The organism is Amphiplicatus metriothermophilus (genome assembly GCF_900199215.1).
Taxonomy (GTDB): Bacteria; Pseudomonadota; Alphaproteobacteria; order Caulobacterales; family Parvularculaceae; genus Amphiplicatus; species Amphiplicatus metriothermophilus.
In genome coordinates this window covers 140,270-163,183 of the sequence record NZ_FZQA01000001.1, presented here as the reverse complement: position 1 = coordinate 163,183, position 22,914 = coordinate 140,270, and the positions used below count along the sequence as shown (strand labels likewise).

Below are 22,914 nucleotides of genomic sequence, written 5' to 3'. Positions count from 1 at the left end.
AGACGTTCAGGCGCCGAAGCGAAGCCGCACGAGCGGCCGGTCGCCCCGGCGGCGGGCGATCTCGACGAAACCCGCGCGCGCGAACATAGCCGCGGTCCCGTGATAAAGCGACACGGCCGGCTTGTTTTCGGCCGTTTCCACCGGACAGGCGTCGATGCAGCGCGCGCCGTTCTTTCGGGCCCAGTCGATGCCCGCGCCCAGCAGCGCGCGCGCGACGCCCTTGCGGCGCCAGCGCCGTCGTACGACGAAGCAGTTGATCGCCCAGACGTTCGGGTCGTCTCCTTCCGCCGGGTCGAGCGGCGCCGAAAGCCGGCGCGGCCCGTTCCAGTTGGGCGCGTCCGGTCGCGGCGTGAGCTGCATCCAGCCGACAGGCTCGCCGTCGCAGGCGTAGGCGATGAGGCCGGGCGGCGGGCCTTTCCTTACGCGCCGGCGGAAACGGGCTTTCATCTGCTTGCGGGCCTCAGGGTTCTCGAAGTCGCGGCGCGGCGCGCGCCAGTACATGCACCAGCAGCCGCAATAGCCGCCCGTAGGGCCGAATACGGTTTCGAGATCAGCCCAGCGCTCGGCTGTGAGCGGATGAACCGCAAACGCCGGTTTCGCAGACGCCCTTACCACGCGCCGACATTCTCCATGCTCGCCCAGGGCTCGGCCGGCGCCAGCGGCTCGCCTTTCTGAAGGAGCTCGATGGAAATGCCGTCGGGCGAGCGCACGAAGGCCATATGTCCGTCGCGCGGCGGACGGTTGATCGTCACGCCCCCTTTCATCAGACGTTCGCAGACGGCGTAGATGTCGCCGACCCGGTAGGCGAGATGGCCGAAATTGCGCCCGCCGGAATATTCCTCCCGATCCCAGTTATAAGTGAGCTCCAGCATAGGCGACTTCTTCTCTTTCGCGGTCTCGAGGTCGCCGGGCGCAGCGAGAAAGACCAAAGTGAAGCGGCCCTTTTCATAGTCCTTGCGGCTCACTTCCACGAGGCCAAGCTTGTTGCAATAGAAGTCGAGCGAAGCGTCGAGATCGCTCACCCGAACCATCGTGTGCAAATATTCCATAGATCGCGTTCCTTTCCGTCAGTCAGCGCGCGCGCAGAATCTCCTCGCGCAGATAGCCCGGCCGGCGCGCATGATAGCGCCGCATAAAGATCGTCACGATCACGATCCAGGCGAACAGCACGCCGAAGAAATAGTAAAAGCCGGCAAGGTCGCGCGCGTAATACATCGCCGCCTCTGGCGTCGCGGCGGTGATCACGCGCATCCGTCCGTCCTCGACGAGATAGCGATTGGCGAATTCGGCCGGCGCGGGCAGCAAACCCAACGCCTCGCCCGCCCATATCCCGCCCGACAGGAGCGCTAGGATGATCGGCAGAGAGAGGAAAAAAGCCGCCGCGCAGGCGAGGGCGTATTTCGGGAAGCGCGGAAAGTTCACGCGGCGATAAATCGCGTCGAACTGCTCGCGCGTAAGGCCGGCGACCAGCTCCGGATCGTTCTTCTGAAGCTGCGCCCATTCGACCTCGCCGCCCTCGGCGATTTCAGCTGAAATCCGTCGCGCCCAGAGCGCATAGAGCCCGAAGCACGCGCCCAGAATGACCACGCCGCCGATGAAGAATCCGACCATGGTCCTTCCTCACCCCCGCCGCGCGCGCGCAAGCGCTTCGGCCAGGGCGTCCGCGAACTCGGCGCGCTCGCGCGGCGACAGGAAGGAGCCGAGCACGAGCGTGCGGCCCTTGGAGACCACCTGCACCTGGCTTTCATGACGCGCCGGCCGGTCGATATGCACCTCCGTCCAATAGGGCTGCAGCCGCCAGCGGGTCTCGTGGCCGGAAGGCAGCACGCGGCTCACCCACATGGCGTCCGGCGTGACCCGCACCCGCTCGTGCAGCCGGCCCTGCCGATAGCTGAGCTTGAAGGCGAGCCATACGAGAAAAACATCAAGGCCGCAAAAGCCGAGCACCGGCCAGGCGCCGAGCGCATAGAAATAAAGGCCGAAACTCAGATTGACGCCGATGATGACGCTCATCACCGCCGCGAAACCGGCGTCGGGCAGCGAGCGGTTCGGGTAAAGGATCGCGTCGAAGACCCGCTCATCGGGCGGGGCCGGCGCGGGCGGGAGATCGCGCGCGCGTCCGGCGACGACGGGCGCCATGTCCTCGAAGGCGGAAAGTCTCGGCATGGGGCGAGCCTATCCCGGGTCGGCGCGCCCGCCAATTGCGGCGGATCGGCCCGCTTTGCGCCGCGGGCCGGGCGCTGCTATGTCCGGACGGCCCGTCCTTGGGCCGGGCCCGCCGAGACAGTCCCGTCATGCCCCGCACGCTCACCCGGACAGAGGCAGAGAAATTCTTCGCCCGCCTCGCTGCGCGCGATCCCGCGCCGGAGACGGAGCTGAATTACACCAATCCTTACACCCTGCTGGTCGCAGTCGTGCTCTCGGCGCAGGCGACCGACGTCGGGGTTAACAAGGCGACGGCGCGTCTTTTCCAGATCGCCGACAGCCCGGAAAAAATGGTCGCGCTGGGCGAGAAGAAACTCGGCGAGCACGTCAGAACCATCGGCCTGTGGCGGAACAAGGCGAAGAACGTCATCGCGCTGTCGAAGATCCTGATCGAGCGGCACGGCGGGAAGGTTCCCGCCGACCGCGAGGCTCTGGAAAAACTGCCGGGGGTGGGACGCAAGACCGCCAATGTGGTCTGCAACGTCGCTTTCGGCCAGCCGACCATCGCGGTCGATACGCACATCTTCCGCGTCGCCAACCGCACCGGCCTTGCGCCTGGCCGGACGCCGCTTGAGGTCGAGCGCGCGCTCGAAAAGATCACGCCGAAGAAATATCTGCGCGGCGCCCATCACTGGCTGATCCTGCACGGGCGTTATGTATGCAAGGCGCGCCGGCCCGACTGTCCGAACTGCGTCGTCGCCGATCTTTGCCTTTATCCGGACAAGACGGCGGCTCATGCGCGCAAATCCGCCCGCGATGAGGAAAAGATCGAATGCCGCACGCCGACGCCGGGCCGGGCGAGCGTGCGCATTCCGCGCTGGAAATATGAGGCCGTGCGGCGCGCGATTCTGGACGCGCTGAAGACGGCGGGGGAAGAGGGCTTTGCGTTCAAAGAGCTTCCCGACGCGGTGAAGGCGCGTCTTTCCGCCGAAGAGCTTGAGAGTCTCGGCTCGGTTTCCTGGTGGACCACGACCGTCAAGCTCGACATGGAAGTCAAAGGCGAAATCGAGCGAGTCGTCGCCAAGGGCGGCCAGCGTCTGCGTCTCGTCCCGCGAAGGCGCGTGAGGAAAGGAGCCGCCGCATGACGCCTGACGCCGCGGAAAGACTGATCATCGCCCTCGACCTGCCGGACGTTCCGCAGGCGGAGGAGCTCGTCGCGCGACTCGGCGCCGCGGGCCGCTTTTACAAGATCGGCTATCAGCTCATGCCCGTCGGCGGGATCGAGCTTGCGCGTCGCCTGATGGAAGCGGGCGGGAAGGTCTTTCTGGATTTCAAGTTTCACGACATCGGCGCGACGGTGGAGCGCGGCGTGAAGAGCGTTCGCCGGCTGGGCGGCGATTTCCTCACGGTGCACGCCGAGCCGGACGTGCTGAAAGGGGCCGTCGCCGGACGGGGCGACGACCCTCGGCTCAAGATCATCGCGGTCACCGTGCTCACGAGCCTCGATCAGGCCGCGCTTGAGCGCGCCGGGATCACGACGAAGCTCGAGGATCTCGTCCTCAAGCGCGCCGAGTTCGCGGCCGAGGCCGGCGCCGACGGGGTCGTCGCTTCGGCGAAGGAGGCCGAAGCGATCCGCGCGCGTTTCGCAGACCGGCTCCTCATCGTCACCCCGGGGGTGAGGCCCGCCGGCGCCGGCGCCGACGACCAGAAGCGGGCGGCGACGCCAGCCGCCGCCATGCGCGCCGGCGCGGACTATCTCGTCGTCGGCCGGCCGATCGTGCAGGCGCCCGATCCCGCCGCCGCGGCCCGGTCCGTCATCGAGGAAATCCGCGCCGCGCGGCCGTCCTAGCCTTGGCCGCGCCGCCTTTGCGCGCCGGGCCCCGCCTTGTTAAAAAGAAGCGACCTCCTCGCAAGAAGGAGGGTCCGGGGCAGGAAGGCGGTATCCCATGAACGCTCACAAGGGCGACGCCGTAAGGCGGGTGCTCCGGCGCTCGCGTCGGTCCATTTTCCAGGCCTTTCTGGAAAGCGCGCGCCGGAAGGGCGGCAAGACCCTCGCCGTCATCGACGGCGACGGCCGCAAGCTGACCTATCGGGACATCGTCCGCGGCGCCTTCGCCATTTCCGGGCCGATCGCGCGCCGTACAACGAAGGGCGAAAGCGTGGGCGTGCTTCTGCCGACGGGCGCAGGCATTCTGATCGCCTTTCTGGCGATCCTCGCGCGCGGGCGCACGCCGGCGATGCTCAATTTCACGGCGGGCGCGCGCAATCTCAAGGCCGCCTGCAACGCCGCCGAAGTGCGCCGCGTGGTCACGGCCAGGAAGTTCGTCGAACTCGCCGGGCTTGAGAAGCTGATCGCCGAGCTGTCGGAGGCCGTGGAGTTCATCTATCTCGAAGACGCGAAAGAAGCGCTCACCCGCGCCGACAAGCTGCGCGCCCTTGCGGGCCCGCTCCTGCCGAAGCTGCTCGCCGCCGATCCGCATCCGGACGATACCGGCGTCATCCTGTTCACGTCCGGCACGGAGGGCGATCCGAAAGGCGTCGTTCTCACCCATGCGAACATTCTCGCCAACATCCAGCAGATCACCGAGCATGTGGAGATCGAGCCGACGGACGTTTTCTTCAATCCCTTGCCGGCCTTTCACTGCTACGGCCTGACGGCGGGAACGCTGTGGCCGGTGATGGCCGGCTATCCGGTCGTGCTGCATCCCTCGCCCTTGCAGACCAAGATCATCCCCAAGCGGATCTTCGAGACGAGCGCGACGATCATCCTCGCCACCGACACCTTCCTCAACCAGTACATGCGCGCCAGCGAAGAAGGCGGCATGAGCTCGCTGCGGATCGCCGTGTGCGGCGCCGAGCGCGTCAAGGACGAGACCCGCCAGGCGGCTGAGCGGCGCTTCTCCTTCGAGGTGCTGGAAGGCTACGGCGTGACCGAGGCCTCGCCCGTGGTGGCCGCCAACCAGCCGGGCGACATCCGCGCCGGCGCGGTCGGCCGGCTGTTGCCGGGGATCGAGGCGCGCGTCGAGCCGGTGGAAGGACTGGCCGAGGGAGGACGGCTGTTCATCCGCGGGCCGAACGTCATGAAGGGCTACCTGACGCCGGACGAGCCCGGCGTCGTCAAGCCGCTCGCCGACGGCTGGCACGACACCGGCGACGTCGTGGCCTTCGACGAGAACGGCTATATGTCGATCCGCGGCCGGCTGAAGCGCTTCGCCAAGATCGGCGGCGAGATGATCTCGCTCGCGGTGGTGGAGAACTGCGCCTGCGCCGTCTGGCCGGATCATCTGCATGGCGCGGTCGCGCTGCCCGACGAACGCAAGGGCGAGCAGATCGTCCTCGTGACCGCCAAGGCGGGCGCCGATCGCGGCCTGCTGCTCGCCTGGGCCCGCTCGCACGGCGTGCCGGAGCTCGCCGTGCCGAAGAAAATCGTCTGCGTCGCGGACGTGCCGGTGCTGGGCACCGGCAAGCTCGACTATGCGACGATCCAGCGCATGGCCGAGGAGGGCCTCGCCGCGCTCGAAGCCGCCGCCGCGGAACCTGCGCCGGCGCCGACGCGGCGCGAACTGAAAGAGGCTCAAAAACGCCAGCGCGCCGAGGAAAAGCGCGCCGCGCGCGAGGAGCGCGCGCAGAGCGCGGCGGCGAGCGACGCGCGTTCCGACGCGCCGGACGAAGACCCTCTGCCCAAGGCGGCCGAGTGAGGCGTCAGCCGCCGAGCCCGGCGAACAGCGCCGCGAACTCCGCGTTCTCGCCGATGGCCCTGGCCAGCCGCGGCAGGCCGACGGCGAGACCGACGCTGATGACGAGGCCGACGAACGCCTTGAAGGCGTCCATGCCCACAAGCCGCGCGGTCGCGCCGGGCGAACGGATCTTGTCGATGGTGGCGATCGAGAACTCGCGTCCCGCGATGAAGCCCAGAAACGCCCAGGTCGTCGACAGCGGCGTGGTCGAGATATAGGCGAAATAGGCGAGCAGCGAGGCGTAGATGAAGTCGATGATCGTCGCGGAGCGGATGTCGGCGACGTTGCTCTTCGAGCGGATGATCCGTTGCACCGGACCGCCCTGGTTGGCGAAAGTGACGAGCAGGAAAAGAATAATCACGCCGACCCCTGCGAACGCCTGTACGGGCGTCAGATCGCGCGGCAGGAAGACGAAGATGTTCGCGAAATCCTGCACCAGCCACACGCCCCACAGATAGGCGGTGGTGACCCATTGCAGAAGAATCCAGAAGGGCTTTTGCGCCTTTTCCGGCGTGTTGAGGAAATAGCGCTCGATCGTCGGCGCCAGCACGGCGTAAAGAACGAGGCCGACGCCGAAGGAGACGACATAAGCGTAAAGCGACTTCTGGACCATCGACGTCATCCCCTCGACCGAGGCGAAGATCGACAGCACCATGAAGCTCGTCGAGACCGGCACGCCGAGGCGCGTCAGCAGCAGCAGCACGAAGGCCGGCACCACATGATACCACTGCACCTCGAAAACGGGATATTTCTTCGCGTTGGAAAGCCGGCCCCAGGACGGATCGCCGTCGAACTGGATATAGCCGATCACGAAGGTGACGCAGAGCACCGTCGCCGCGAACAGGAACAGCGCCCACCAGGGCAGCTTGCGATTGGAGTTGATGAAGGTGCCGAGGGTCTGCAACGCGTCGTTGCCCACGACTGCGTAGGCGGCGAAGCAGAAGCCCACCATGGCCCAGAAAGTAATGCCGATGTCCATCAAGCCCGCCTGTCCGGTTTTGCGCGGCGCGCGGCCGCCGCCCCCCTTGCGAGGCGGGGGCACCCTCGTGTTTTTCTGTTTCACTATTGTGACAGGGCGGGGCGTAATCGGTGCGCCTGGCGGGACATCTCGCCGCGCCCCGCCCGCGTAAACAGGATTTGAACGTCCCCCGCATGACTCTCGCCCCCCTTCGCCCCGGACGCCGGCCATGAACGACCCCTCACAGAACCGGAACCTGCCCGAAGGCCATCCGGCGATCGCCCCGCCGCGCACGGGCGTTCTGCTCGTCAATCTCGGCACGCCCGACGCGCCGACGCCGGGGGCGGTGCGGCGCTATCTGGCGGAGTTTCTGAGCGACCGGCGGGTGGTGGATTATCCCCGCGCGCTGTGGCTGCCGCTTCTTTACGGCGTGATCCTCAACGTTCGCCCCGCCAGAACGGCGCGGGCCTACAAGGCGATCTGGCGGGAGGAGGGCGAATCGCCCCTGCGCTGGTTCACGCGGCGGCAGGCGGAGGCGCTTGCGGCGCGGCTGGGCGCGGGCGTTCTCGTCGACTGGGCGATGCGCTACGGCGCGCCCTCGCTCGCCGGGCGGCTCGAAGCGATGCGGGCCGCGGGCGCAGGGCGGATTCTGGTTCTGCCGCTCTATCCGCAATATTCGGCCTCGACCACGGCGAGCGTGAACGATGCGCTCTTCGCGGCGGTCCGCGCCATGCGCTGGCAGCCGGCGCTGCGCCTTGCGCCGGCTTTTCACGACGAGCCGGCCTATATCGAAGCGCTCGCCGCGGGCGCGCGCCGGCGTTTCGCCGAACTGGGCTGGACGCCCGAGCGCGTGATTATTTCCTTTCACGGCCTGCCGGAACGATTCCTCGCGGCGGGCGATCCCTATCACTGCCACTGCCAGAAGACGGCGCGTCTGTTGCGCGCGGCGATGGGCTGGTCCGAGGAGGCCGCGCCGATCGCCTTTCAGTCCCGCTTCGGGCCGGAGAAATGGCTGGGTCCGGCGACCGACGAGACGATCGAGCGCCTCGCCCGCGAAGGGACGAGGTGGCTCGCCGTGATGACGCCGGGCTTCATGGCGGACTGTCTCGAAACGCTTGAAGAAATCGCCGTCGCCGGGCGTGCGCGTTTTCTCGCCGCGGGCGGGGAGGCGTTCGACGCGATCCCCTGCCTCAACGACGCGCCCGAGGCGGTCGCGCTTCTCGAGTCGCTCGCCCGGCGCGAGCTCGCGGGGTGGGCGTAGCCGCGCCCGTCCTCCCGGTGTCCGCCGTCCTCCCGGGCGCATTGCAGCGCGCAGCGATGCAATGCAGACCCGGGATCGGGTTCGGCTTTCTCCGTCCTCCCGGGCGCATTGCAGCGCGCAGCGATGCAATGCAGACCCGGGATCGGGTTCGGCTTTCTCCGTCCTCCCGGGCGCGGCGCGGCGTGAAACGACGCGCCGCAGACCCGGGATCGGGTCCGGCCGGGCTCGGAGCGGGTCGAGAGCGGTCCCGGACCAGCAGCGCGGCATTTCATGCCGCGCAGCATCCGGGACGACGGGGAGATGCGCAGCATCCGGAATGACGCGGCGCGGGGAAATCCGGGCGGTCCCCTTGGCGGCAAATCGCGCTATAGCCGCTATTGAATGGTCCGGAGGGGAAAATGGCCGATCTCATCGCGGAGCCCGCTTTCTGGGGCAGCCTTGCGACGCTCACCTTCCTCGAAATCGTTCTCGGCATCGACAATCTGCTTTTCATCTCGATCGCCGTCTCGAAGCTGAAGGACAGACAGCACGTCTTCGCCCGGCGCTTCGGGGTGTGGGGCGCGATGATCCTGCGCATCGCCATGCTCGGCGCGATCTTCTGGATCGTCGGCCTCGACAGGAACGCGCTGTTCACGCTGCCGCAGGGACTGGCCGCGTTTCTGGCGGGCGGGGACGGGCACGCCCGCGAGGCGATCGCATCCGTGACCGCCAAGGATCTGGTGCTGCTCGCCGGCGGGCTCTTCCTGTTGTGGAAGGGCACCGTCGAGGTTCACGCCGCGGTGGAAGGCGTCGCCCATGAGGAAGCCGGGGCCAGGTCCACGCTCGGCGGCGTGCTGGTCCAGCTCATGGTCATCAACATCGTCTTTTCCCTCGACAGCGTCATCACGGCGGTGGGGTTGACGAACATCCTGATCGTGATGATTGCGGCGGTCGTGCTCTCCACGATCGTCATGGCGGTCTCGGCCGAGCCGCTGGCCGCATTCATCGAGAAGCACCCGACCACGAAGATGCTGGCGCTCGCCTTCATTCTGCTGATCGGCGTCGCGCTGGTCGCCGACGGGGCGGGCTTTCACATTCCGCGCGGCTATCTTTATTTCGCCATCGCCTTCTCTCTGGCGGTGGAGCTTCTCAACATCCGCGCGCGGCGCAAGACGGCGCGGCCTTCTCCGTAATCCCGGGCGCGGCTTTCTCCGTCATCCCGGGCGCATTGCAGCGCGCAGCGATGCAATGCAGACCCGGGATCGGGTCCGGCTTTCTCCGTCATCCCGGGCGCGGCGCGGCGTGAAACGACGCGCCGCAGACCCGGGATCGGGTCCGGCCCTCTCCGTCATCCCGGGCGCGGCGCGGCGTGAAACGACGCGCCGCAGACCCGGGATCGGGTCCGGCCGGGCTCGGAGCGGGCGGACAGCGGTCCCGGACCAGCAGCGCAGCATTTCATGCTGCGCAGCATCCGGGACGACGGGGAGCATCAGGCGCGGGGTGACGGTTGGTTTTGCAGACCGTAACCTTTCGCAATGCCCGGCTATGTCTACATGCTGGCGAACAAGCCCCGCGGCGTCCTGTACACGGGAGTGGCCGCCGATCTGGCCCGGCGCATCCATCAGCATCGGGAGGGGCGGGGCTCGGCCTTCTGCCGGCGTTACGGCCTGGACCGGCTCGTCTGGTACGCCGAGTATCAGCGCATAACGGACGCCATCAGCGAAGAAAAACGCATCAAGCGCTGGCGGCGGGCCTGGAAGGTCAGGCTGATCGAAGAGATGAATCCGGGCTGGGAAGATCTGTATCCGCTGCTCGGCTGGCGGTGACGCGATCCGGCGCCCGGGCCCTCTCCGTCATCCCGGGCGCATTGCAGCGCGCAGCGATGCAATGCAGACCCGGGATCGGGTCCGGCCCTCTCCGTCATCCCGGGCGCGGCGCGGCGTGAAACGACGCGCCGCAGACCCGGGATCGGGTCCGGCCGGGCTCGGAGCGGGTCGAGAGCGGTCCCGGACCAGCAGCGCAGCATTTCATGCTGCGCAGCATCCGGGATGACGGGAGCGCGTCGAGAGCGGTCCCGGGTCTGCGCAGCAGCGCTTCGCGCTGCAGCGCGCCCGGGACGACGGGAGGCGCGCAGCATCCGGGACCACGAAGATCCGTACACGAACATTATGCGCCGCTAACCGTTCGTTTACCGACTTTCACAATAAAAATTTAACGGATTGCGGCTCTATCGTTTCAGGCTTTCTTTACGCCTCGCGATCATAGTTCGGGCAGTCTGGGTGGGGGCTGAACAACCCATTCAGCGGTGCAAGCAAGAGTCTCGTGCAAGCAGGAGTCGACTCATGAAAGCTCTCATCAACCGCTTTCTCAAAGACGAGGAAGGCGCCACGGCCATCGAATACGGCCTGATCGCCGCCCTGATCGCCGTCGCGATCATCGTGGCAGTTAGGACTGTCGGCGGAAATCTTAACACGACGTTCACCACCATCGGTGACGAGCTCACAAATGCCAACACGCCGTAAGACGTATTTTTGTTGGAAGTGAAAAGGAGGCCTTCGGGCCTCCTTTTTCGTTTGGGGCGATTTTCGGGTCATGTCTAACGGCCCGTTAATCCGCGCGGGGTATTGGGAGACGAAACGTCGCCCCGGGCCCCTGCGTCATCCCGGGCGCGGCGCGGCATGGAATGACGCGCCGCAGACCCGGGATCGGGTCCGGCTTTCTCCGTCCTCCCGGGCGCATTGCAGCGCGCAGCGATGCAATGCAGGCCCCGGATCGGGTCCGGCCGGGCTCGGAGCGGGTCGAGAGCGGTCCCGGGTCTGCGCAGCGGCGCTTCGCGCCGCAGCGCGCCCGGGATGACGGTCCCGGACCAGCAGCGCAGCATTTCATGCTGCGCGGCATCCGGGACGACGGGAGCGCGGGTCGAGAGCGGTCCCGGGTCTGCGCAGCGGCGCTTCGCGCCGCAGCGCGCCCGGGATGACGGTCCCGGACCAGCGGCGCAGCATTTCATGCCGCGCGGCATCCGGGATGACGGGAGCGCGGGTCGAGAGCGGTCCCGGGTCTGCGCAGCGGCGCTTCGCGCCGCAGCGCGCCCGGGATGACGCAGGGTCGAAGAGGAGGAAACGCGGCATGGTTCCGCTGATGATGCTGTCGATCTTTCCTGCGGCGCTTCTCATCGCGGCGGCGAACGACCTTTACGAATTCAAGATTCCGAACTGGATCTCCGTCGTCCTGTTCGCGGCCTATTTCGCGGGCGGGCTCGCGCTCGGCGCGCCGGCGGCGCTTTATCTCGAAGGGCTCCTGCTCGCCGCGGCGGCGCTCGCCGTCGGCTTCGCGCTGTTCGCCTTCCGCATTCTCGGCGGGGGCGACGCGAAGCTGCTCGCGGCGATCGCGCCGTGGATCGGGCTGTCCGGTCTCGGCGCGTTTCTCGTCAACATGGCCTTCGCGGGGGCGGCGCTCGCCGTCGCGCTCATTCTTTTCCGCAAGACGCCGCTTCTGCCGATCTACGCCCACGCGCCCTGGATCATGCGGCTGCATCAGCAGCCCAAGGACATTCCCTATGCGGTCGCGATCGCGGCCGGCGGGCTGCTTAGCTTTCCGCAAACGCCTTACTTCCAATTGGCCTATGGCGGTTAACAGATTGAGTTAACCGGGTTTTGAGAAGTTGCCGGCAGGATGGAAAACGCCGCCGGACCGCTTTCGGCGGAATCGAGAGGGCAGGAAGGGCAGGTTCGACATGAATGTTTCGCGTATGGCCGTTCTCGCCGTGGCGCTCGTCGCCGGCGTCGGCGCGTTCTTCCTGATGATGAACAATTCCCCCGCGCCGCAAACGGTGCAGATCATCGAGCCGGCGAAGGAAGAGACGGTGCGCGTGCTCGTCGCCGACAAGGATTTTCAGCGCGGGGAGCGCCTCGGCGTCGAGACGGTGAAGTGGGTCGCCTGGCCGAAAAAGGCGCTCTCGCCGTCCTTCATCACCGAGGCCGGCGGCGTGAAGACGGAAGATCTCGCCGGCGCCGTGGCGCGCACGCTGATCGTCGCGGGCGAGCCGATCATCGAGCAGAAGATCGTGCGCGCCGGAAACTCCGGCCTGATGGCGGCGATTCTCACCCCCGGCATGCGCGCCGTGACGCTCAGGGTCTCGCCCGAGACGGCCTCCGGCGGATTCATCCTGCCGGGCGACCGGGTGGACGTTCTGCATACGACGGGCGGGCGCGACGGCGGGGCGCCGCGCACCCGCACCATCTTCGAGAACGTCCGCGTGCTCGCGGTCAACGCCATGTACGCGGAGGCGCCGGAAGCGGCGCATATCGAAGGCGCGACCGTCACGCTCGAATTCTCGCCGGGCGACGCGGAGTCCTTCATCAGCGCGCGCGCGAACGGAACGCTCAGCCTCGCGCTCAGAAGCGTGTTCCAGCCCGAGGGCGAAGTGGAGAGCCAGACGCGCCGGTCGAGCGACGTCACGGTGATCCGGTACGGCAGGTCCTGATGCGCAGGCGCGGCGCAAATCTCGCGCGCGGAAGGCAGGTTAGGGAACGATGATGAACCCGGTTCGGACAGTTCGGAATGCAATTGCGCCGCTCATGCGCGCGGCCCTGATCCGTCATCGCGAGCGTTTTCTGCTCGGTCTGGCCGCGCTTCTGGCCGCGACGGCGCCGGCGGCGGCCCAGCGCGGGGCGTATCCGGTCGAGATCGATCTTGGCGGCCAGAGCGCGGTCTCGAAGAGCATCGTCCTGCCGCTGAACAAGGCGGCGATCGTGGAGCTGCCGCATTCGGCCGCCGACGTGCTGGTCTCGCAGCCGGAGATCGTCGACGCGGTGGTGCGCACGCCGCGCCGGGTCTATCTGCTCGGCAAGGCGGTCGGCCTCGCCAACGCCTTTTTCTTCGACGCGCAGGGCCGGCAGATTCTCAATCTCGAAATCCAGGTCGAGCGCGATCTCGACGCGCTGACGGAGATTTTCTCGCGGCTCATCCCGGACGCGCGCATCACGGCCGAGGCGGTCAACGACAACGTCGTCCTGCGCGGAACGGTGCAGTCGGGCGCGCAGGCCGCGAACGCGGCCAATATCGCCGCGCGCTATGTCGGCGGCGAGGAAAAGGTCATCACCATGCTGAGCATCCGCCAGCCCGAGCAGGTGATGCTGAAGGTGCGCATCGTCGAAATGCAGCGCCAGCTGATCAAGCAGCTCGGCATCTCAAATTCAGGCACGGTGACGCTCGACAATGCGGCGCTGACGTTCGCCTCGTCGAACCTTATCGGCGCGGCGGGCGGTCTGGAAGGCAACCTAGGCACGTCCATCGGCGATCTGACCGATCTCGACGTCGCCTTCGAAGCGCTGGAGTCGACCGGCATCGTGCGCGTGCTCGCCGAGCCTAATCTCACCGCGGTGTCGGGCGAGTCCGCGAAGTTCCTCGCGGGCGGCGAGTTTCCCGTGCCCGTGGGCCAGGACGACGAGGGCATCACCATCGAGTTCAAGGAGTTCGGCGTGGGCCTCGGCTTTTCGCCGGTCGTGCTCGACAAGGGCCGCATCAGCCTGAAGATATCGACCGAGGTGAGCGAGGTCACGTCCGAGAACGCCTTCATCGTGCCTGGCGTCATCGTGCCGGACGGCCAGGGCGGCTTCTCGACGACCGGCAACCTCGCCATTCCCGGCCTGTCGGTGCGCCGCGCCAACACGACGGTCGAACTGCCGTCGGGCGGCAGCCTCGTCATGGCGGGCCTGCTGCAGGAAGACATGCGCTCGACCATTCAGGGCATTCCCGGCCTGAAGGACGCGCCGGTGCTCGGCCAGCTGTTCCGCAGCCGCGACTACCAGAACAACGAGACCGAGCTGGTCATCATGGTCACGCCCTATCTCGTCAATCCGACGCATGAGTCGAAGCTCACCGACCCGGTTCAGGGCATGGCGCCGGCGAGCGATCTTCAGGCGATCCTCCTTGGAAAGATGATCTCCACTTACGGCCTCGCAGGTTCGGGCGTTCGCGAAAAGACTCTGCAAGGCCCCCTCGGTTTCATCCTCGATTAGGAAGCGCGCATCATGACCCTCCACCGATCTCTGGCGAAAGCGTTTCTGGCGGCGGCCGCGACGGCCTTCGCGGCCGGGTGCTCTTCGGCTTTCAACGGACCCGAGCAGGCGCTCTCGGTCGCCGAAGAACATCCCATCTCCGTCGACACGCAGGTCGTCACGCTCACGCTGGGCGCCGATCCGACGACGACGGATCTGAGCGCCGTCGACAAGGCGCGCATCCGCGCCTTCGCCGACGCCTATCTCGTCAACGGCCACGGTCCGCTCACGGTCACGGCGCCGTCGGGCGGGGGCGCCGCCGACCGCGACGCAGAGGAAGCCGCCGCCGACGTGCGCGCGGTTCTCTACGAGGCCGGGGTCGACTGGGCGTCGATGACGGGATCGAGCTATCGGGCAGGCGGCGGAAACGACCGCCAGATCGTTCTTTCCTACACGCGTTATGTGGCCACGCCCAGCGCCTGCGGAAACTGGGCCGGCATGCGGATGCGCGACTATCGCAATCTGCGCTCGCCAAATTTCGGCTGCGCCACGCAGAACAATCTCGCCGCCATGGTCGCCGATCCGCGCGATCTCATTCAGCCTGCCGATGAAGCGCCCGCCGACGCCGAGGCGCGCGTGCGCGTCATGCGCGCCTACCGCAAGGGCGAGCAAACGGGCTCGGCGCAGGAAGCGAACATGGATGTGCAGATCTCGCAATAGAGGATCGGCGTGAAGCCGCGCAGCCGGCTTAAGGAGACGACGATGACCAAGGCCGTTGAGAAAGCCTTCGAATACGAGGACGACGAGGAAGGCGCCGCGAAAGCGGCCGCCCGGCTCGGTCCTGACGGCGGTCCGGCCGCCGCGCCGGCGGAAGCCGAGGACGCGCTCGACGAGCTCGAGGATTTCGAGAGCGAGGACGCCTGGCTGGACGAAGAGCTTTCCGACGAGGAGCTCGCCGCGCTCGGCGAGGAGGATTTCGAGGGCGAGGAGATCTTCGAGGAAGACCTGAGTCTTCTCGAGGACGAAGATCTCGGCGATGCGGAAGCCCTTGAGGCGGAAGCGCCCGCCGAAGACGCTGATGCGGCCGAAGCGGACGTGACGGCCGGCGCGCCGCGCGCGACGGCCGGGATGCTGACCGCGGCCCCGCTCGCGGCGAGCGACGAGCCTGCCCCGTCGGTCGAGTTCGACGCCGGTCCGGCCGGCGAGGAGGACGAACTCGATGCGCGCCCGGTGCCGCGGATCTCGATCCACGCCTTCTGCGAGACGCCGCAGACCACGGCGCTGCTCGAACGCGCCGCCGTCGACCGGCGTCTGTCGAAGGCGCATCTGACGATGCATATGGGCGGCATCGCCAAGGCCGTCGATCACTTCCAGTCGACGCCGACGCCCAACCTCATCATTCTCGAAACGCTCGACGGCGGGCCGGCGCTGTTCGAGCAGCTCGGCGAGCTGGCGCAGGTGTGCGATCCCTCGACCAAGGTCGTCATCATCGGCCGGATGAACGACATCGGCCTTTATCGCGAGCTCATCCGCCAGGGCGTCAGCGACTATCTGGTTCGGCCGCGCTCGCCCCTGCAGATCATCAAGGCGATCGCCGCGCTTTACATCGATCCGTCCGCGCCGCCCATCGGGCGCACCATCGCCTTCGTCGGCGCGCGCGGCGGCGTCGGCTCGTCCACGCTTGCGCACAACGTCGCCTGGTGCTCGGCGGAGGAGCATCAGTCCGACACCGTCATTCTCGACCTCGACCTGCCCTTCGGCACGGCGAGCCTCGATTTCGAGCAGGATCCGACTTCGGGCCTCATCGAGGCGCTATCCGCGCCGGAGCGTCTCGACGACGTGCTGCTCGACCGGCTCCTGCAGAAGCATACGGATCGGTTGAGCCTGTTCACCGCGCCTAATCTGCTCGATCGCGATTACGACCTCGACGATCAGGCTTTCGAGACGGTGATCGACGTGGTGCGCGGCGCGGCGCCGACGATCGTCATCGACGTGCCGCATATGTGGACGAGCTGGTCGAAACGCGTGCTTCAGACGGCGGACGAGATCGTCATCACCGCCGCCCCGGATCTCGCCTCGTTCCGCAATACGAAAAACCTCGTGGACGTCATTTCAGCGGCCCGGCCCAATGACGCGCCGCCCACGCTGGTGCTGAACCAGTTCGACCCCAAGCTGTCTTCCGTGCAGCCGGAACAGTATGCGGAGCATGTGGGTCTCAAGCCGGCGCTGGTCATCGGTTGGGAGCCGCAGCTTTTCCACACCGCCGCGACGAACGCCGCGCCGATCTTCGAGGTCGGCGCCAAGACGAAGACCGCGCAGGGATTGCGCGATCTGACGACGCGCCTGCTTGGCCGCGCCGACCCGCCCGGCGCGCGCGCGAAGTTCAGCCTCATCGGCCTTTTCAGGAAACGCTAGACGGTAAAGAGCGCTCATGGCGATGTTCGGACGCAGAACGAGTCAGGTCGCAGAGCCTCCTGCGGCGCCGGCGGGCAAGCCGCGGCCGGCCGCGGCGGCGGCGACCCCCAAGCCGAAGCCGGCTTCGGGTCCGGGCGCGAAACCGGCCGGCGCGGCCGCGCCGAAAAAACCGGCCGCAGGCGCGCCCCCGCGCGTGGCCGCCCCGACGCCTCCGCCCCCGCCCAAGCCCGTGCCGACGGTCGAGATCGGCGGGCGTTCGGACGAGTATTTTCAGACGAAGACCACGATCTTCAACGCGCTGATCGACACGATCGACCTGTCGCAGCTCGCCCAGCTCGACGCCGAATCGGCGGCCGAGGAGATCCGCGACATCGTCAACGAGATCATCTCGATCAAGAACGTGCAGATGTCGATCGCCGAGCAGGAAGCGCTCCTGCAGGACATCTGCAACGACGTTCTCGGCTACGGGCCTCTCGAGCCGCTTCTGGCGCGCGACGACATCGCCGACATCATGGTCAACGGCGCGAGCCGGGTGTTCATCGAGGTTGGCGGCAAGATCCAGCTCACCAATGTGCGCTTCCGCGACAACGCGCAGCTCATGAACATCTGTCAGCGGATCGTCAGCCAGGTCGGCCGGCGCGTCGACGAAGCCTCGCCGATCTGCGACGCGCGCCTCCCGGACGGCTCGCGCGTCAACGTGATCGCTCCGCCGCTGGCCATCGACGGCGCTGCGCTCACCATCAGGAAGTTCAAGAAAGACAAGCTCAAAATGACGGACCTGATCAATTTCGGGTCCATATCGCCGGAAGGCGCGAAGGTGCTGGAGATCATCGGCGCCTGCCGCATCAACACGCTGATCTCCGGGGGCACGGGCTCCGGGAAAACGACGCTGCTGAACTGTCTGACCGGCTTCATCGCTCATGACGAGCGCATCATCACCTGCGAGGACGCCGCCGAGCTTCAGCTCCAGCAGCCGCACGTGGTGCGTCTCGAGACTCGCCCGCCGAACCTCGAAGGCCAGGGCGAGGTGACGATGCGCGACCTCGTCAAGAACTGTCTGCGGATGCGCCCCGAGCGCATCATCGTCGGCGAGGTGCGCGGCCCCGAGGCCTTCGACCTCCTGCAGGCCATGAACACCGGTCACGACGGATCGATGGGCACGCTTCACGCCAACAGTCCGCGCGAAGCGCTGCAGCGTCTCGAATCGATGATCACCATGGGCGGCTACAATCTGCCGTCCAAGACCATCCGTGAAATGATCGTCGGCTCGATCGACGTCATCATTCAGGCGGCGCGCCTGCGCGATGGTTCGCGCCGTATCACCCATATCACCGAAGTTCTCGGCACCGAGGGCGACACCATCATCACGCAGGATCTGTTCGTGTACGAAGTCACCGGCGAGGACGAGAACGGCCGGCTTCTGGGCAAACACCGCTCCACCGGCATCGCCCGCCCGGCTTTCTGGGATCGCGCCCGTTACTACGGCAAAGAGGCCGAGCTCGCCGCCGCACTCGACGCCGCGTCGGAGTAGCGGCCATGGACCAACAGATAATCATCGTCGCGGTTCTCGGGGTTGTGTGCCTCGGCGCGCTCGCTTTCGCATTGTCGGCGCCCTCGCAGAAGGACAAGGCTAAACGCCGTATCGCCGAGATCGAAACCGCGCGTCCCGCGCGCCGCGCGGCGACCGCGGCCGGCGGGGATCGCGATTCTAAGGATCGCCGCCGCAAGCTGACCGAAGCGCTGGCCAAGATCGAGGACAAGAACAAGGAGCTGAAGAAGAAGCGGCGCGCTTCGCTCGCGCAACAGATCGAGCAGGCGGGTCTGACTTTCAGCGTGCAGCAGTTCTATATCGGCTCTGTCGTCTGCGCGCTCGTGTTCGGCGTGATCGGCGTGATTTCAGGCCAGAAGCTCTGGATCACCGGCCTTCTCATTCTCATCGGCGGGTTCGGCGTTCCGCGGTGGTTCGTCAATTTCGCCCGAAAGCGGCGGCAAAAGAAGTTCGCCAACGAATTTTCAAACGCCATCGACGTCATCGTGCGCGGCGTGAAGTCAGGTCTGCCGGTGAACGAATGTCTCAAGATCATCGCTGCAGAAGCGCCGAAGCCTGTGAACGAAGAATTCCATATGTTGACGGAGGGCATCCGCGTCGGTCTGTCGCTGGAGCAGGCGCTTGAGCGAATGTTTGAAAGGATGCCGCTGCAGGAGGTGCGTTTCTTCGCGATCGTGCTGATGATCCAGCAGAAGACGGGCGGCAATCTGGCCGAGGCGCTCAACAATCTCGCCAGCGTGCTGCGCGGACGCAAGCTGATGGTCGGGAAGGTGAAGGCGCTCTCGGCTGAGGCGAAGGCCTCGGCGATGATCATCGGCGCCCTGCCGTTTCTCGTCATGGGCGCAGTGTCGATGACCTCGCCGGATTACCTGGCGCCGCTTTTCACGACCAAGCCGGGCAATTTCATTCTGATCGGCGCCGGTCTGTGGATGGGCACCGGCATTATGGTCATGAAGAAGATGATCAACATCAAGGTGTAGCGCTGTCATGGAAGCGATCATAAACGCAGCGACGGATCGGCAGTTCCAGATCGCGCTTCTGGTCTCGCTCGCGGCGATCGGGACGATCTTCACCGTGCTCGAGCCGTTCCTCGTGCAGGACAGGCTCAAGGCGCGCATGAAATCGGTCACGGAATATCGCGAACGGCTGCGCCAGCAGCAGCGGGAGGCTTTCGCGCGCAAGGGCGCGAAAGGCCTGCGCGCGGCGAGCGCCCAGGGCATGCTCAAGGAGATCGTCGAGAACCTCAAGCTGTTCGAGATCTTCGACGCGGCCGATGCGCGCAAGAAGCTGGTGATGGCCGGTTTTCGTGGCCAGCGTCCGGTGTTCATCTTTCTCGCGGCGCGCATCGGCATGCCGTTCGTGATGGCCATCGGCGTCGGAATTTACGTCTATGTGCTGAAGGCGGTCGATCTGGAGAATCTGACCAAGCTGCTGGCGGTCGTCGGCGGCTTTCTGTCTGGCTTCTATGTGCCGAACCTTTACATCGAGAACGCGGTCAAGAAGCGCCAGCAGAAGCTTCAGGAAGCCTGGCCGGACGCGCTGGACCTCCTGCTCATCTGCGTCGAATCCGGCATGTCGATCGAGGCCGCGCTGCAGAAGGTCGCCGAAGAGATCGGCCCTGGCGCGCCCGAGCTCGCCGAGGAGCTTGGCCTGACGACCGCGGAGCTTTCATACCTTCAGGAGCGCAAACAGGCCTACCTCAACCTCGCCGAACGCACGGGCCTCGAAAGCGTCAAGGGCGTGACGACCGCGCTTGTTCAGTCGGAGAAATACGGCACGCCGCTCGGCCAGTCCCTGCGCGTCATGGCGAACGAAAGCCGCGAGATGCGCATGCAGGAGGCGGAGAAGAAAGCCGCCGCCCTGCCGCCGAAGCTCACCGTACCGATGATCGGCTTCTTCCTGCCGGTTCTGTTTGCGGTCATCCTCGGCCCGGCGATCATGCAGGTGATGGATCTGTAAAAGAGAGGCAGAGAAGCCGGAAAACAATCGCTCTCGCTTCTCCTTCCTCTTCCCTCGCCTCTATCCTACTCGCCCGCGATTTCGTCGAGCGCTTCGTAGAGGGGCAGCTCGCCTGCCGCGACCCGGTCGCGGGTCGGCGCGGGCTGGCCGAGCCGCGCGCGATAGATCCAGAAATTCGTCAGCACATGCTCGACGAAGTCGCGGCTTTCCTGGTTGGGAATGCTTTCGATGAACAAGAGCGGATCGTCGATCTCGGCCGCGCGCCGCCACCGGCGAAGATTGCCCGGTCCGCCGTTATAGGCGACGGCGAGCGCGAAAAGATCGCCGTCCGCGGCCGTCTCGATCAGATGGTTCACGTAAGTCTGGCCGAGCTCGAGATTGAGCGCAGGGTCGTAGAGCCGGTCGCGGCCCTTGCCGCGCTGAAGCGAGCGGTCGCGCGCGATAAAGCTCGCCGTGCGCGGCATGAGCTGCATGAGCCCGCGCGCGCCGACACGGCTCGTCGCTTCGACCTTGAACTTCGATTCCTGGCGCATCAGCGCGTAGATGAGCGCCCGGTCCGTCTTGAAACCTTCCGCTGGCGTATAATCCGGAATCGGATAAAGCCCGGCTTCGAGATATTTTGCATCGCCTGATTCGGCGATGTCGACCTGCGCCGCCGGCAGCTTGAGCGCGGCGGCGACCGCCAGAAGCTGCGCGTCGAGAGGCGGTTCGATCTCGCCGCTGGCCCAGCGCAGCTCCAGATCCGCGTCATGGCGTCGGCCGGCTTCGGCGAGCGCGACCGCCCGGCGCACGCGCGGGGCGGCTTCGACAAGGGCGGCGAAGCCCTCGGCGGTCGTCGCCGGCGGCGTCCAGTCGTAATCATAATCGCGCCCGAGCTGGGCGAGGGCGAGCTGGCCGTAAAAAGTGAAGGGAAACGAAGCGGCGATTTCGAGATTGGGCGTCACATCGTCCAGCCGGCCGGCCGCCAGCGCGGCGCGCGCCGCCCAGAAGCCGGCCGCGGCGCGCAAGGAGTCCTCCTGATGGGGAACCGCCGCCATCGCGGCGAAATGCGTGTGCGCGCGCGCCATGTCGCTCCCACGGAAAGCGGCGAGACCAGCGATCCAGCGCGCCAGCGGCGCGACGGCGCCGTTGCGCGAGGCCGCATCCTCGGCGAGGCGCGCGGCGGTGTCGACATAGCCCTGATAATAAAGGCTCGCCGCGATCCAGGAGCGCATGCGATCGTACTGGCGTTCGGTGATCGTGCGACGCGCGAGATGGCCGTCAATTTCCTTGAGCGCTTTGATGGCTTCGTTGCGGCGCGTGAGATAGCGCACCCGGCCTTCGATCTGGACGAGCTGCGGCCGACTGGTGCGCGCATAGTCGGCCTCGAGATCGGGATGCAACTCGAACCCGGCCGGCTTCTTGCGCCATTTGCGCGGGATCGGACGCACCGGCGGGGCGGCGCCTTTCGGCCGGCGCTTCAGCGCCAGGGAGTAGATTTTCGACGCATCCGGATGATCGGCGAAATACGCCATCCAGCGCTTGAGTTCGTCGAAGCGCGAGCGATAATCGGTCGGATGCATGTAACGCTGATAGAGCACGTAGCCCATCAGCGCGTCGTCCTCGACTTCGGCGATAAGGGCGTCGGCTTCCTTCCAGCGGCCGTCTTCCTGAAGCGCGAAGATTTCGGCGTAGCGCGCCGCATCCGCTTCGCTCAGCACGCGCGGGGCGTATGGCCGCGTTTCCCGCGCGGCGCCGGCGTCGGCCGCCGGCGTCGGATCCGCAGGCTGTTCCGGCGCGGCCGCCGCGGTTCCGGCCAGCATCGCGAAGATCGCGGCGAAAGTGGCGCGCGTCGCTTTCATCCCCTCCTGCTCCCGGCGCTCGACGCCTGTCTGCTGCTGCGAAGAGTCCGCTCGACGGCCGCCGAGCATAAGCCGGCGGCGCCCTGACGGGAAAGACGCATTCCGCGCCGCCCCTCGCCTAACGATAAGTTCACGGTCGTTAATCGCCTGTTAATCGCCTCTGGAGCGCGAGCAGATCCGCCCAAGCGAGGCGCTTCTGCGCCGGCTGGCGCAACAGAAAGGCGGGGTGAAAGGTGGGCAACGCCGCAAAGCGCGCGCCCGAGGCGGTCTCGATCTCGCGCCACACGCCGCGTGCGCGCATGATGCCCGTCACCTGCAACAGGGCCTGGGTCGGGACCCCGCCGGCGAGCAGCACGGCTTTGGGCGCGGTGATCTCGATCAGTCGTTCCACGAAGGGCTTGCACGCTGCGACCTCGAGCTGAGTGGGCGTGCGGTTGCCCGGCGGGCGCCAGAAGATCACGTTGGAGATGAGCGCGTTCGTCTCCCGCGCCCGTCCGATGGCGGCGAGCATGCGATCGAGAAGCTGGCCGGCCCGACCGACGAAGGGTTTGCCGAGGCGGTCCTCGTCGCGGCCGGGCGCTTCGCCGATGACGAGGAGATCGGCGCCGGGCGTTCCGTCGGTGAACACGGTCGTGCGGGCGCCGGCCTTGAGCGGACAGCCTTCGAAAGCGCGCACCGCCGCGTCGAGCGCGTCGAAGGTGTCGCAGGCGCGCGCGGCGGCCTCCGCCGCCGCGATCGCCTCGTCCGCCGACGGCGCGCTCGAAGGCGCGATAGGCGCGATGGGCGCGCGCGCCGTCGGCGGACGGGCGGGCGGCGCGTGGGTCCCCAAGGCGCCGTCGAGTTGAGACGAGCGCGGCGGCGCGTCGGGCCAGGCGAAGAAATCCGCCGGGCTTGCCTCGACGGCCTCGCTGACCCCCATCTCGGCGTACCAGCGCAACAGCGCCCGCGCGGCGTCTTCAGGACTCGTCTTGTTCATGCCGGCGAGGGCAGCACACGCCGCGTCTTGCGTCAAACGGGCGTTCGTTTCCGCCGGCGGGCGCCGTCCGTTGTGGCCCTCGCGGCGAAATTTTG

22 protein-coding genes are annotated in these 22,914 nt (G+C 66.9%); 15 read left to right on the top strand and 7 right to left on the bottom strand.

The genetic code is table 11. The annotated features are described in order from the left end of the window. Positions 1 to 6 precede the first annotated feature (6 nt). From CHB64_RS00860 to CHB64_RS00845, 4 genes are read right to left on the bottom strand one after another with little or no spacing between them, the layout of a single operon-like run. Positions 7 to 615: a GNAT family N-acetyltransferase gene (locus tag CHB64_RS00860; protein ID WP_143265910.1), complete on the bottom strand. Its 609-nt coding sequence runs from the start codon at positions 613 to 615 to the stop codon at positions 7 to 9. Next, positions 609 to 1,049 (bottom strand): VOC family protein, encoded by a 441-nt coding sequence (locus CHB64_RS00855; RefSeq protein WP_089410700.1) that lies wholly within the window; start codon positions 1,047 to 1,049, stop codon positions 609 to 611. Before CHB64_RS00855 ends, CHB64_RS00860 begins: the two co-directional genes overlap by 7 nt. 22 nt (positions 1,050 to 1,071) lie before the next feature. Next, positions 1,072 to 1,611, bottom strand: a complete 540-nt coding sequence (locus CHB64_RS00850; protein WP_089410699.1) for a hypothetical protein — start codon at positions 1,609 to 1,611, stop codon at positions 1,072 to 1,074. Between the two features lie 9 nt (positions 1,612 to 1,620). Beyond that, the gene (locus tag CHB64_RS00845) at positions 1,621 to 2,166 is read right to left on the bottom strand and encodes a DUF2244 domain-containing protein (protein WP_200815188.1); all 546 of its coding nucleotides are present in this window, start codon (positions 2,164 to 2,166) and stop codon (positions 1,621 to 1,623) included. A gap of 128 nt (positions 2,167 to 2,294) precedes the next feature. Here CHB64_RS00845 and nth point away from each other — a divergent pair, with 128 nt between their 5' ends. The 3 genes from nth to CHB64_RS00830 all read left to right on the top strand — a co-directional run bounded on the left by nth (position 2,295) and on the right by CHB64_RS00830 (position 5,843). After that, entirely contained in the window at positions 2,295 to 3,290 is a 996-nt protein-coding gene (gene nth / locus CHB64_RS00840) for an endonuclease III (RefSeq protein ID WP_089410698.1), read from the top strand. Continuing rightward, positions 3,287 to 3,994 (top strand): orotidine-5'-phosphate decarboxylase, encoded by a 708-nt coding sequence (gene pyrF, locus CHB64_RS00835; RefSeq protein WP_089410697.1) that lies wholly within the window; start codon positions 3,287 to 3,289, stop codon positions 3,992 to 3,994. Before nth ends, pyrF begins: the two co-directional genes overlap by 4 nt. Before the next feature lie 97 nt (positions 3,995 to 4,091). Continuing rightward, positions 4,092 to 5,843 carry an AMP-binding protein gene (locus tag CHB64_RS00830; RefSeq protein ID WP_089410696.1) on the top strand — a complete coding sequence of 584 codons (1,752 nt, stop codon included), beginning with the start codon at positions 4,092 to 4,094 and terminating at the stop codon, positions 5,841 to 5,843. Positions 5,844 to 5,847: 4 nt separating this feature from the next. On the opposite strand, the gene CHB64_RS00825 is transcribed toward CHB64_RS00830, so the two are convergent. Next, entirely contained in the window at positions 5,848 to 6,861 is a 1,014-nt protein-coding gene (locus CHB64_RS00825; protein ID WP_089410695.1) for a hypothetical protein, read from the bottom strand. A gap of 208 nt (positions 6,862 to 7,069) precedes the next feature. Between CHB64_RS00825 and hemH the strand changes: the two genes are divergently transcribed. The 12 genes from hemH (at position 7,070) to CHB64_RS00765 (ending at position 20,002) form a co-directional block, all read left to right on the top strand. After that, entirely contained in the window at positions 7,070 to 8,101 is a 1,032-nt protein-coding gene (gene hemH / locus CHB64_RS00820; protein WP_089410694.1) for a ferrochelatase, read from the top strand. A 398-nt stretch (positions 8,102 to 8,499) separates the two neighbouring features. After that, complete coding sequence (locus tag CHB64_RS00815; protein ID WP_089410693.1) at positions 8,500 to 9,273, top strand: TerC family protein; 774 nt, start codon at positions 8,500 to 8,502, stop codon at positions 9,271 to 9,273. Between the two features lie 342 nt (positions 9,274 to 9,615). Beyond that, complete coding sequence (locus tag CHB64_RS00810) at positions 9,616 to 9,906, top strand: GIY-YIG nuclease family protein (RefSeq protein ID WP_089410692.1); 291 nt, start codon at positions 9,616 to 9,618, stop codon at positions 9,904 to 9,906. Between the two features lie 516 nt (positions 9,907 to 10,422). Beyond that, positions 10,423 to 10,602 carry a Flp family type IVb pilin gene (locus CHB64_RS00805; protein WP_089410691.1) on the top strand — a complete coding sequence of 60 codons (180 nt, stop codon included), beginning with the start codon at positions 10,423 to 10,425 and terminating at the stop codon, positions 10,600 to 10,602. 604 nt (positions 10,603 to 11,206) lie between these two features. Next, the gene (locus CHB64_RS00800; protein ID WP_159462355.1) at positions 11,207 to 11,713 is read left to right on the top strand and encodes an A24 family peptidase; all 507 of its coding nucleotides are present in this window, start codon (positions 11,207 to 11,209) and stop codon (positions 11,711 to 11,713) included. 100 nt (positions 11,714 to 11,813) lie between these two features. Next, positions 11,814 to 12,563, top strand: a complete 750-nt coding sequence (gene cpaB, locus CHB64_RS00795) for a Flp pilus assembly protein CpaB (RefSeq protein ID WP_089410689.1) — start codon at positions 11,814 to 11,816, stop codon at positions 12,561 to 12,563. A gap of 94 nt (positions 12,564 to 12,657) precedes the next feature. Next, positions 12,658 to 14,100: a type II and III secretion system protein family protein gene (locus CHB64_RS00790; RefSeq protein WP_089410688.1), complete on the top strand. Its 1,443-nt coding sequence runs from the start codon at positions 12,658 to 12,660 to the stop codon at positions 14,098 to 14,100. A gap of 12 nt (positions 14,101 to 14,112) precedes the next feature. After that, a complete protein-coding gene (locus CHB64_RS00785) occupies positions 14,113 to 14,799 on the top strand; it encodes a CpaD family pilus assembly protein (RefSeq protein ID WP_089410687.1) in 687 nt (228 codons plus the stop codon). Between the two features lie 42 nt (positions 14,800 to 14,841). Further along, positions 14,842 to 16,494 (top strand): AAA family ATPase, encoded by a 1,653-nt coding sequence (locus CHB64_RS00780; RefSeq protein WP_089410686.1) that lies wholly within the window; start codon positions 14,842 to 14,844, stop codon positions 16,492 to 16,494. 22 nt (positions 16,495 to 16,516) lie between these two features. Beyond that, a complete protein-coding gene (locus CHB64_RS00775; RefSeq protein ID WP_089411411.1) occupies positions 16,517 to 18,025 on the top strand; it encodes a CpaF family protein in 1,509 nt (502 codons plus the stop codon). 5 nt (positions 18,026 to 18,030) lie between these two features. Next, the gene (locus tag CHB64_RS00770) at positions 18,031 to 19,023 is read left to right on the top strand and encodes a type II secretion system F family protein (protein WP_089410685.1); all 993 of its coding nucleotides are present in this window, start codon (positions 18,031 to 18,033) and stop codon (positions 19,021 to 19,023) included. Between the two features lie 7 nt (positions 19,024 to 19,030). Continuing rightward, entirely contained in the window at positions 19,031 to 20,002 is a 972-nt protein-coding gene (locus tag CHB64_RS00765; RefSeq protein ID WP_089410684.1) for a type II secretion system F family protein, read from the top strand. A gap of 65 nt (positions 20,003 to 20,067) precedes the next feature. Here CHB64_RS00765 and CHB64_RS00760 read toward each other — a convergent pair whose 3' ends face one another. Together CHB64_RS00760 and CHB64_RS00755 are read right to left on the bottom strand one after the other, a co-directional pair. Continuing rightward, positions 20,068 to 21,843, bottom strand: a complete 1,776-nt coding sequence (locus CHB64_RS00760) for a lytic transglycosylase domain-containing protein (RefSeq protein WP_159462354.1) — start codon at positions 21,841 to 21,843, stop codon at positions 20,068 to 20,070. A 139-nt stretch (positions 21,844 to 21,982) separates the two neighbouring features. Then, positions 21,983 to 22,855, bottom strand: coding sequence for a uracil-DNA glycosylase (locus CHB64_RS00755; RefSeq protein ID WP_200815187.1), 873 nt, complete (start codon positions 22,853 to 22,855; stop codon positions 21,983 to 21,985). Between the last annotated feature and the right edge of the window lie 59 nt (positions 22,856 to 22,914).

Coding starts and splice junctions, on each gene's coding strand:
- cpaB (WP_089410689.1), top strand. CDS start 11,814: ATGAATGTTTCGCGTATGGCCGTTCTCGCCGTGGCGCTCGTCGCCGGC.
- CHB64_RS00815 (WP_089410693.1), top strand. CDS start 8,500: ATGGCCGATCTCATCGCGGAGCCCGCTTTCTGGGGCAGCCTTGCGACG.
- CHB64_RS00830 (WP_089410696.1), top strand. CDS start 4,092: ATGAACGCTCACAAGGGCGACGCCGTAAGGCGGGTGCTCCGGCGCTCG.
- CHB64_RS00825 (WP_089410695.1), bottom strand. CDS start 6,861: ATGGACATCGGCATTACTTTCTGGGCCATGGTGGGCTTCTGCTTCGCC.
- CHB64_RS00765 (WP_089410684.1), top strand. CDS start 19,031: ATGGAAGCGATCATAAACGCAGCGACGGATCGGCAGTTCCAGATCGCG.
- CHB64_RS00855 (WP_089410700.1), bottom strand. CDS start 1,049: ATGGAATATTTGCACACGATGGTTCGGGTGAGCGATCTCGACGCTTCG.
- CHB64_RS00770 (WP_089410685.1), top strand. CDS start 18,031: ATGGACCAACAGATAATCATCGTCGCGGTTCTCGGGGTTGTGTGCCTC.
- CHB64_RS00785 (WP_089410687.1), top strand. CDS start 14,113: ATGACCCTCCACCGATCTCTGGCGAAAGCGTTTCTGGCGGCGGCCGCG.
- CHB64_RS00845 (WP_200815188.1), bottom strand. CDS start 2,166: ATGCCGAGACTTTCCGCCTTCGAGGACATGGCGCCCGTCGTCGCCGGA.
- nth (WP_089410698.1), top strand. CDS start 2,295: ATGCCCCGCACGCTCACCCGGACAGAGGCAGAGAAATTCTTCGCCCGC.
- pyrF (WP_089410697.1), top strand. CDS start 3,287: ATGACGCCTGACGCCGCGGAAAGACTGATCATCGCCCTCGACCTGCCG.
- CHB64_RS00775 (WP_089411411.1), top strand. CDS start 16,517: ATGTTCGGACGCAGAACGAGTCAGGTCGCAGAGCCTCCTGCGGCGCCG.
- CHB64_RS00805 (WP_089410691.1), top strand. CDS start 10,423: ATGAAAGCTCTCATCAACCGCTTTCTCAAAGACGAGGAAGGCGCCACG.
- CHB64_RS00850 (WP_089410699.1), bottom strand. CDS start 1,611: ATGGTCGGATTCTTCATCGGCGGCGTGGTCATTCTGGGCGCGTGCTTC.
- CHB64_RS00790 (WP_089410688.1), top strand. CDS start 12,658: ATGCGCGCGGCCCTGATCCGTCATCGCGAGCGTTTTCTGCTCGGTCTG.
- hemH (WP_089410694.1), top strand. CDS start 7,070: ATGAACGACCCCTCACAGAACCGGAACCTGCCCGAAGGCCATCCGGCG.
- CHB64_RS00760 (WP_159462354.1), bottom strand. CDS start 21,843: ATGAAAGCGACGCGCGCCACTTTCGCCGCGATCTTCGCGATGCTGGCC.
- CHB64_RS00800 (WP_159462355.1), top strand. CDS start 11,207: ATGGTTCCGCTGATGATGCTGTCGATCTTTCCTGCGGCGCTTCTCATC.
- CHB64_RS00780 (WP_089410686.1), top strand. CDS start 14,842: ATGACCAAGGCCGTTGAGAAAGCCTTCGAATACGAGGACGACGAGGAA.
- CHB64_RS00810 (WP_089410692.1), top strand. CDS start 9,616: ATGCCCGGCTATGTCTACATGCTGGCGAACAAGCCCCGCGGCGTCCTG.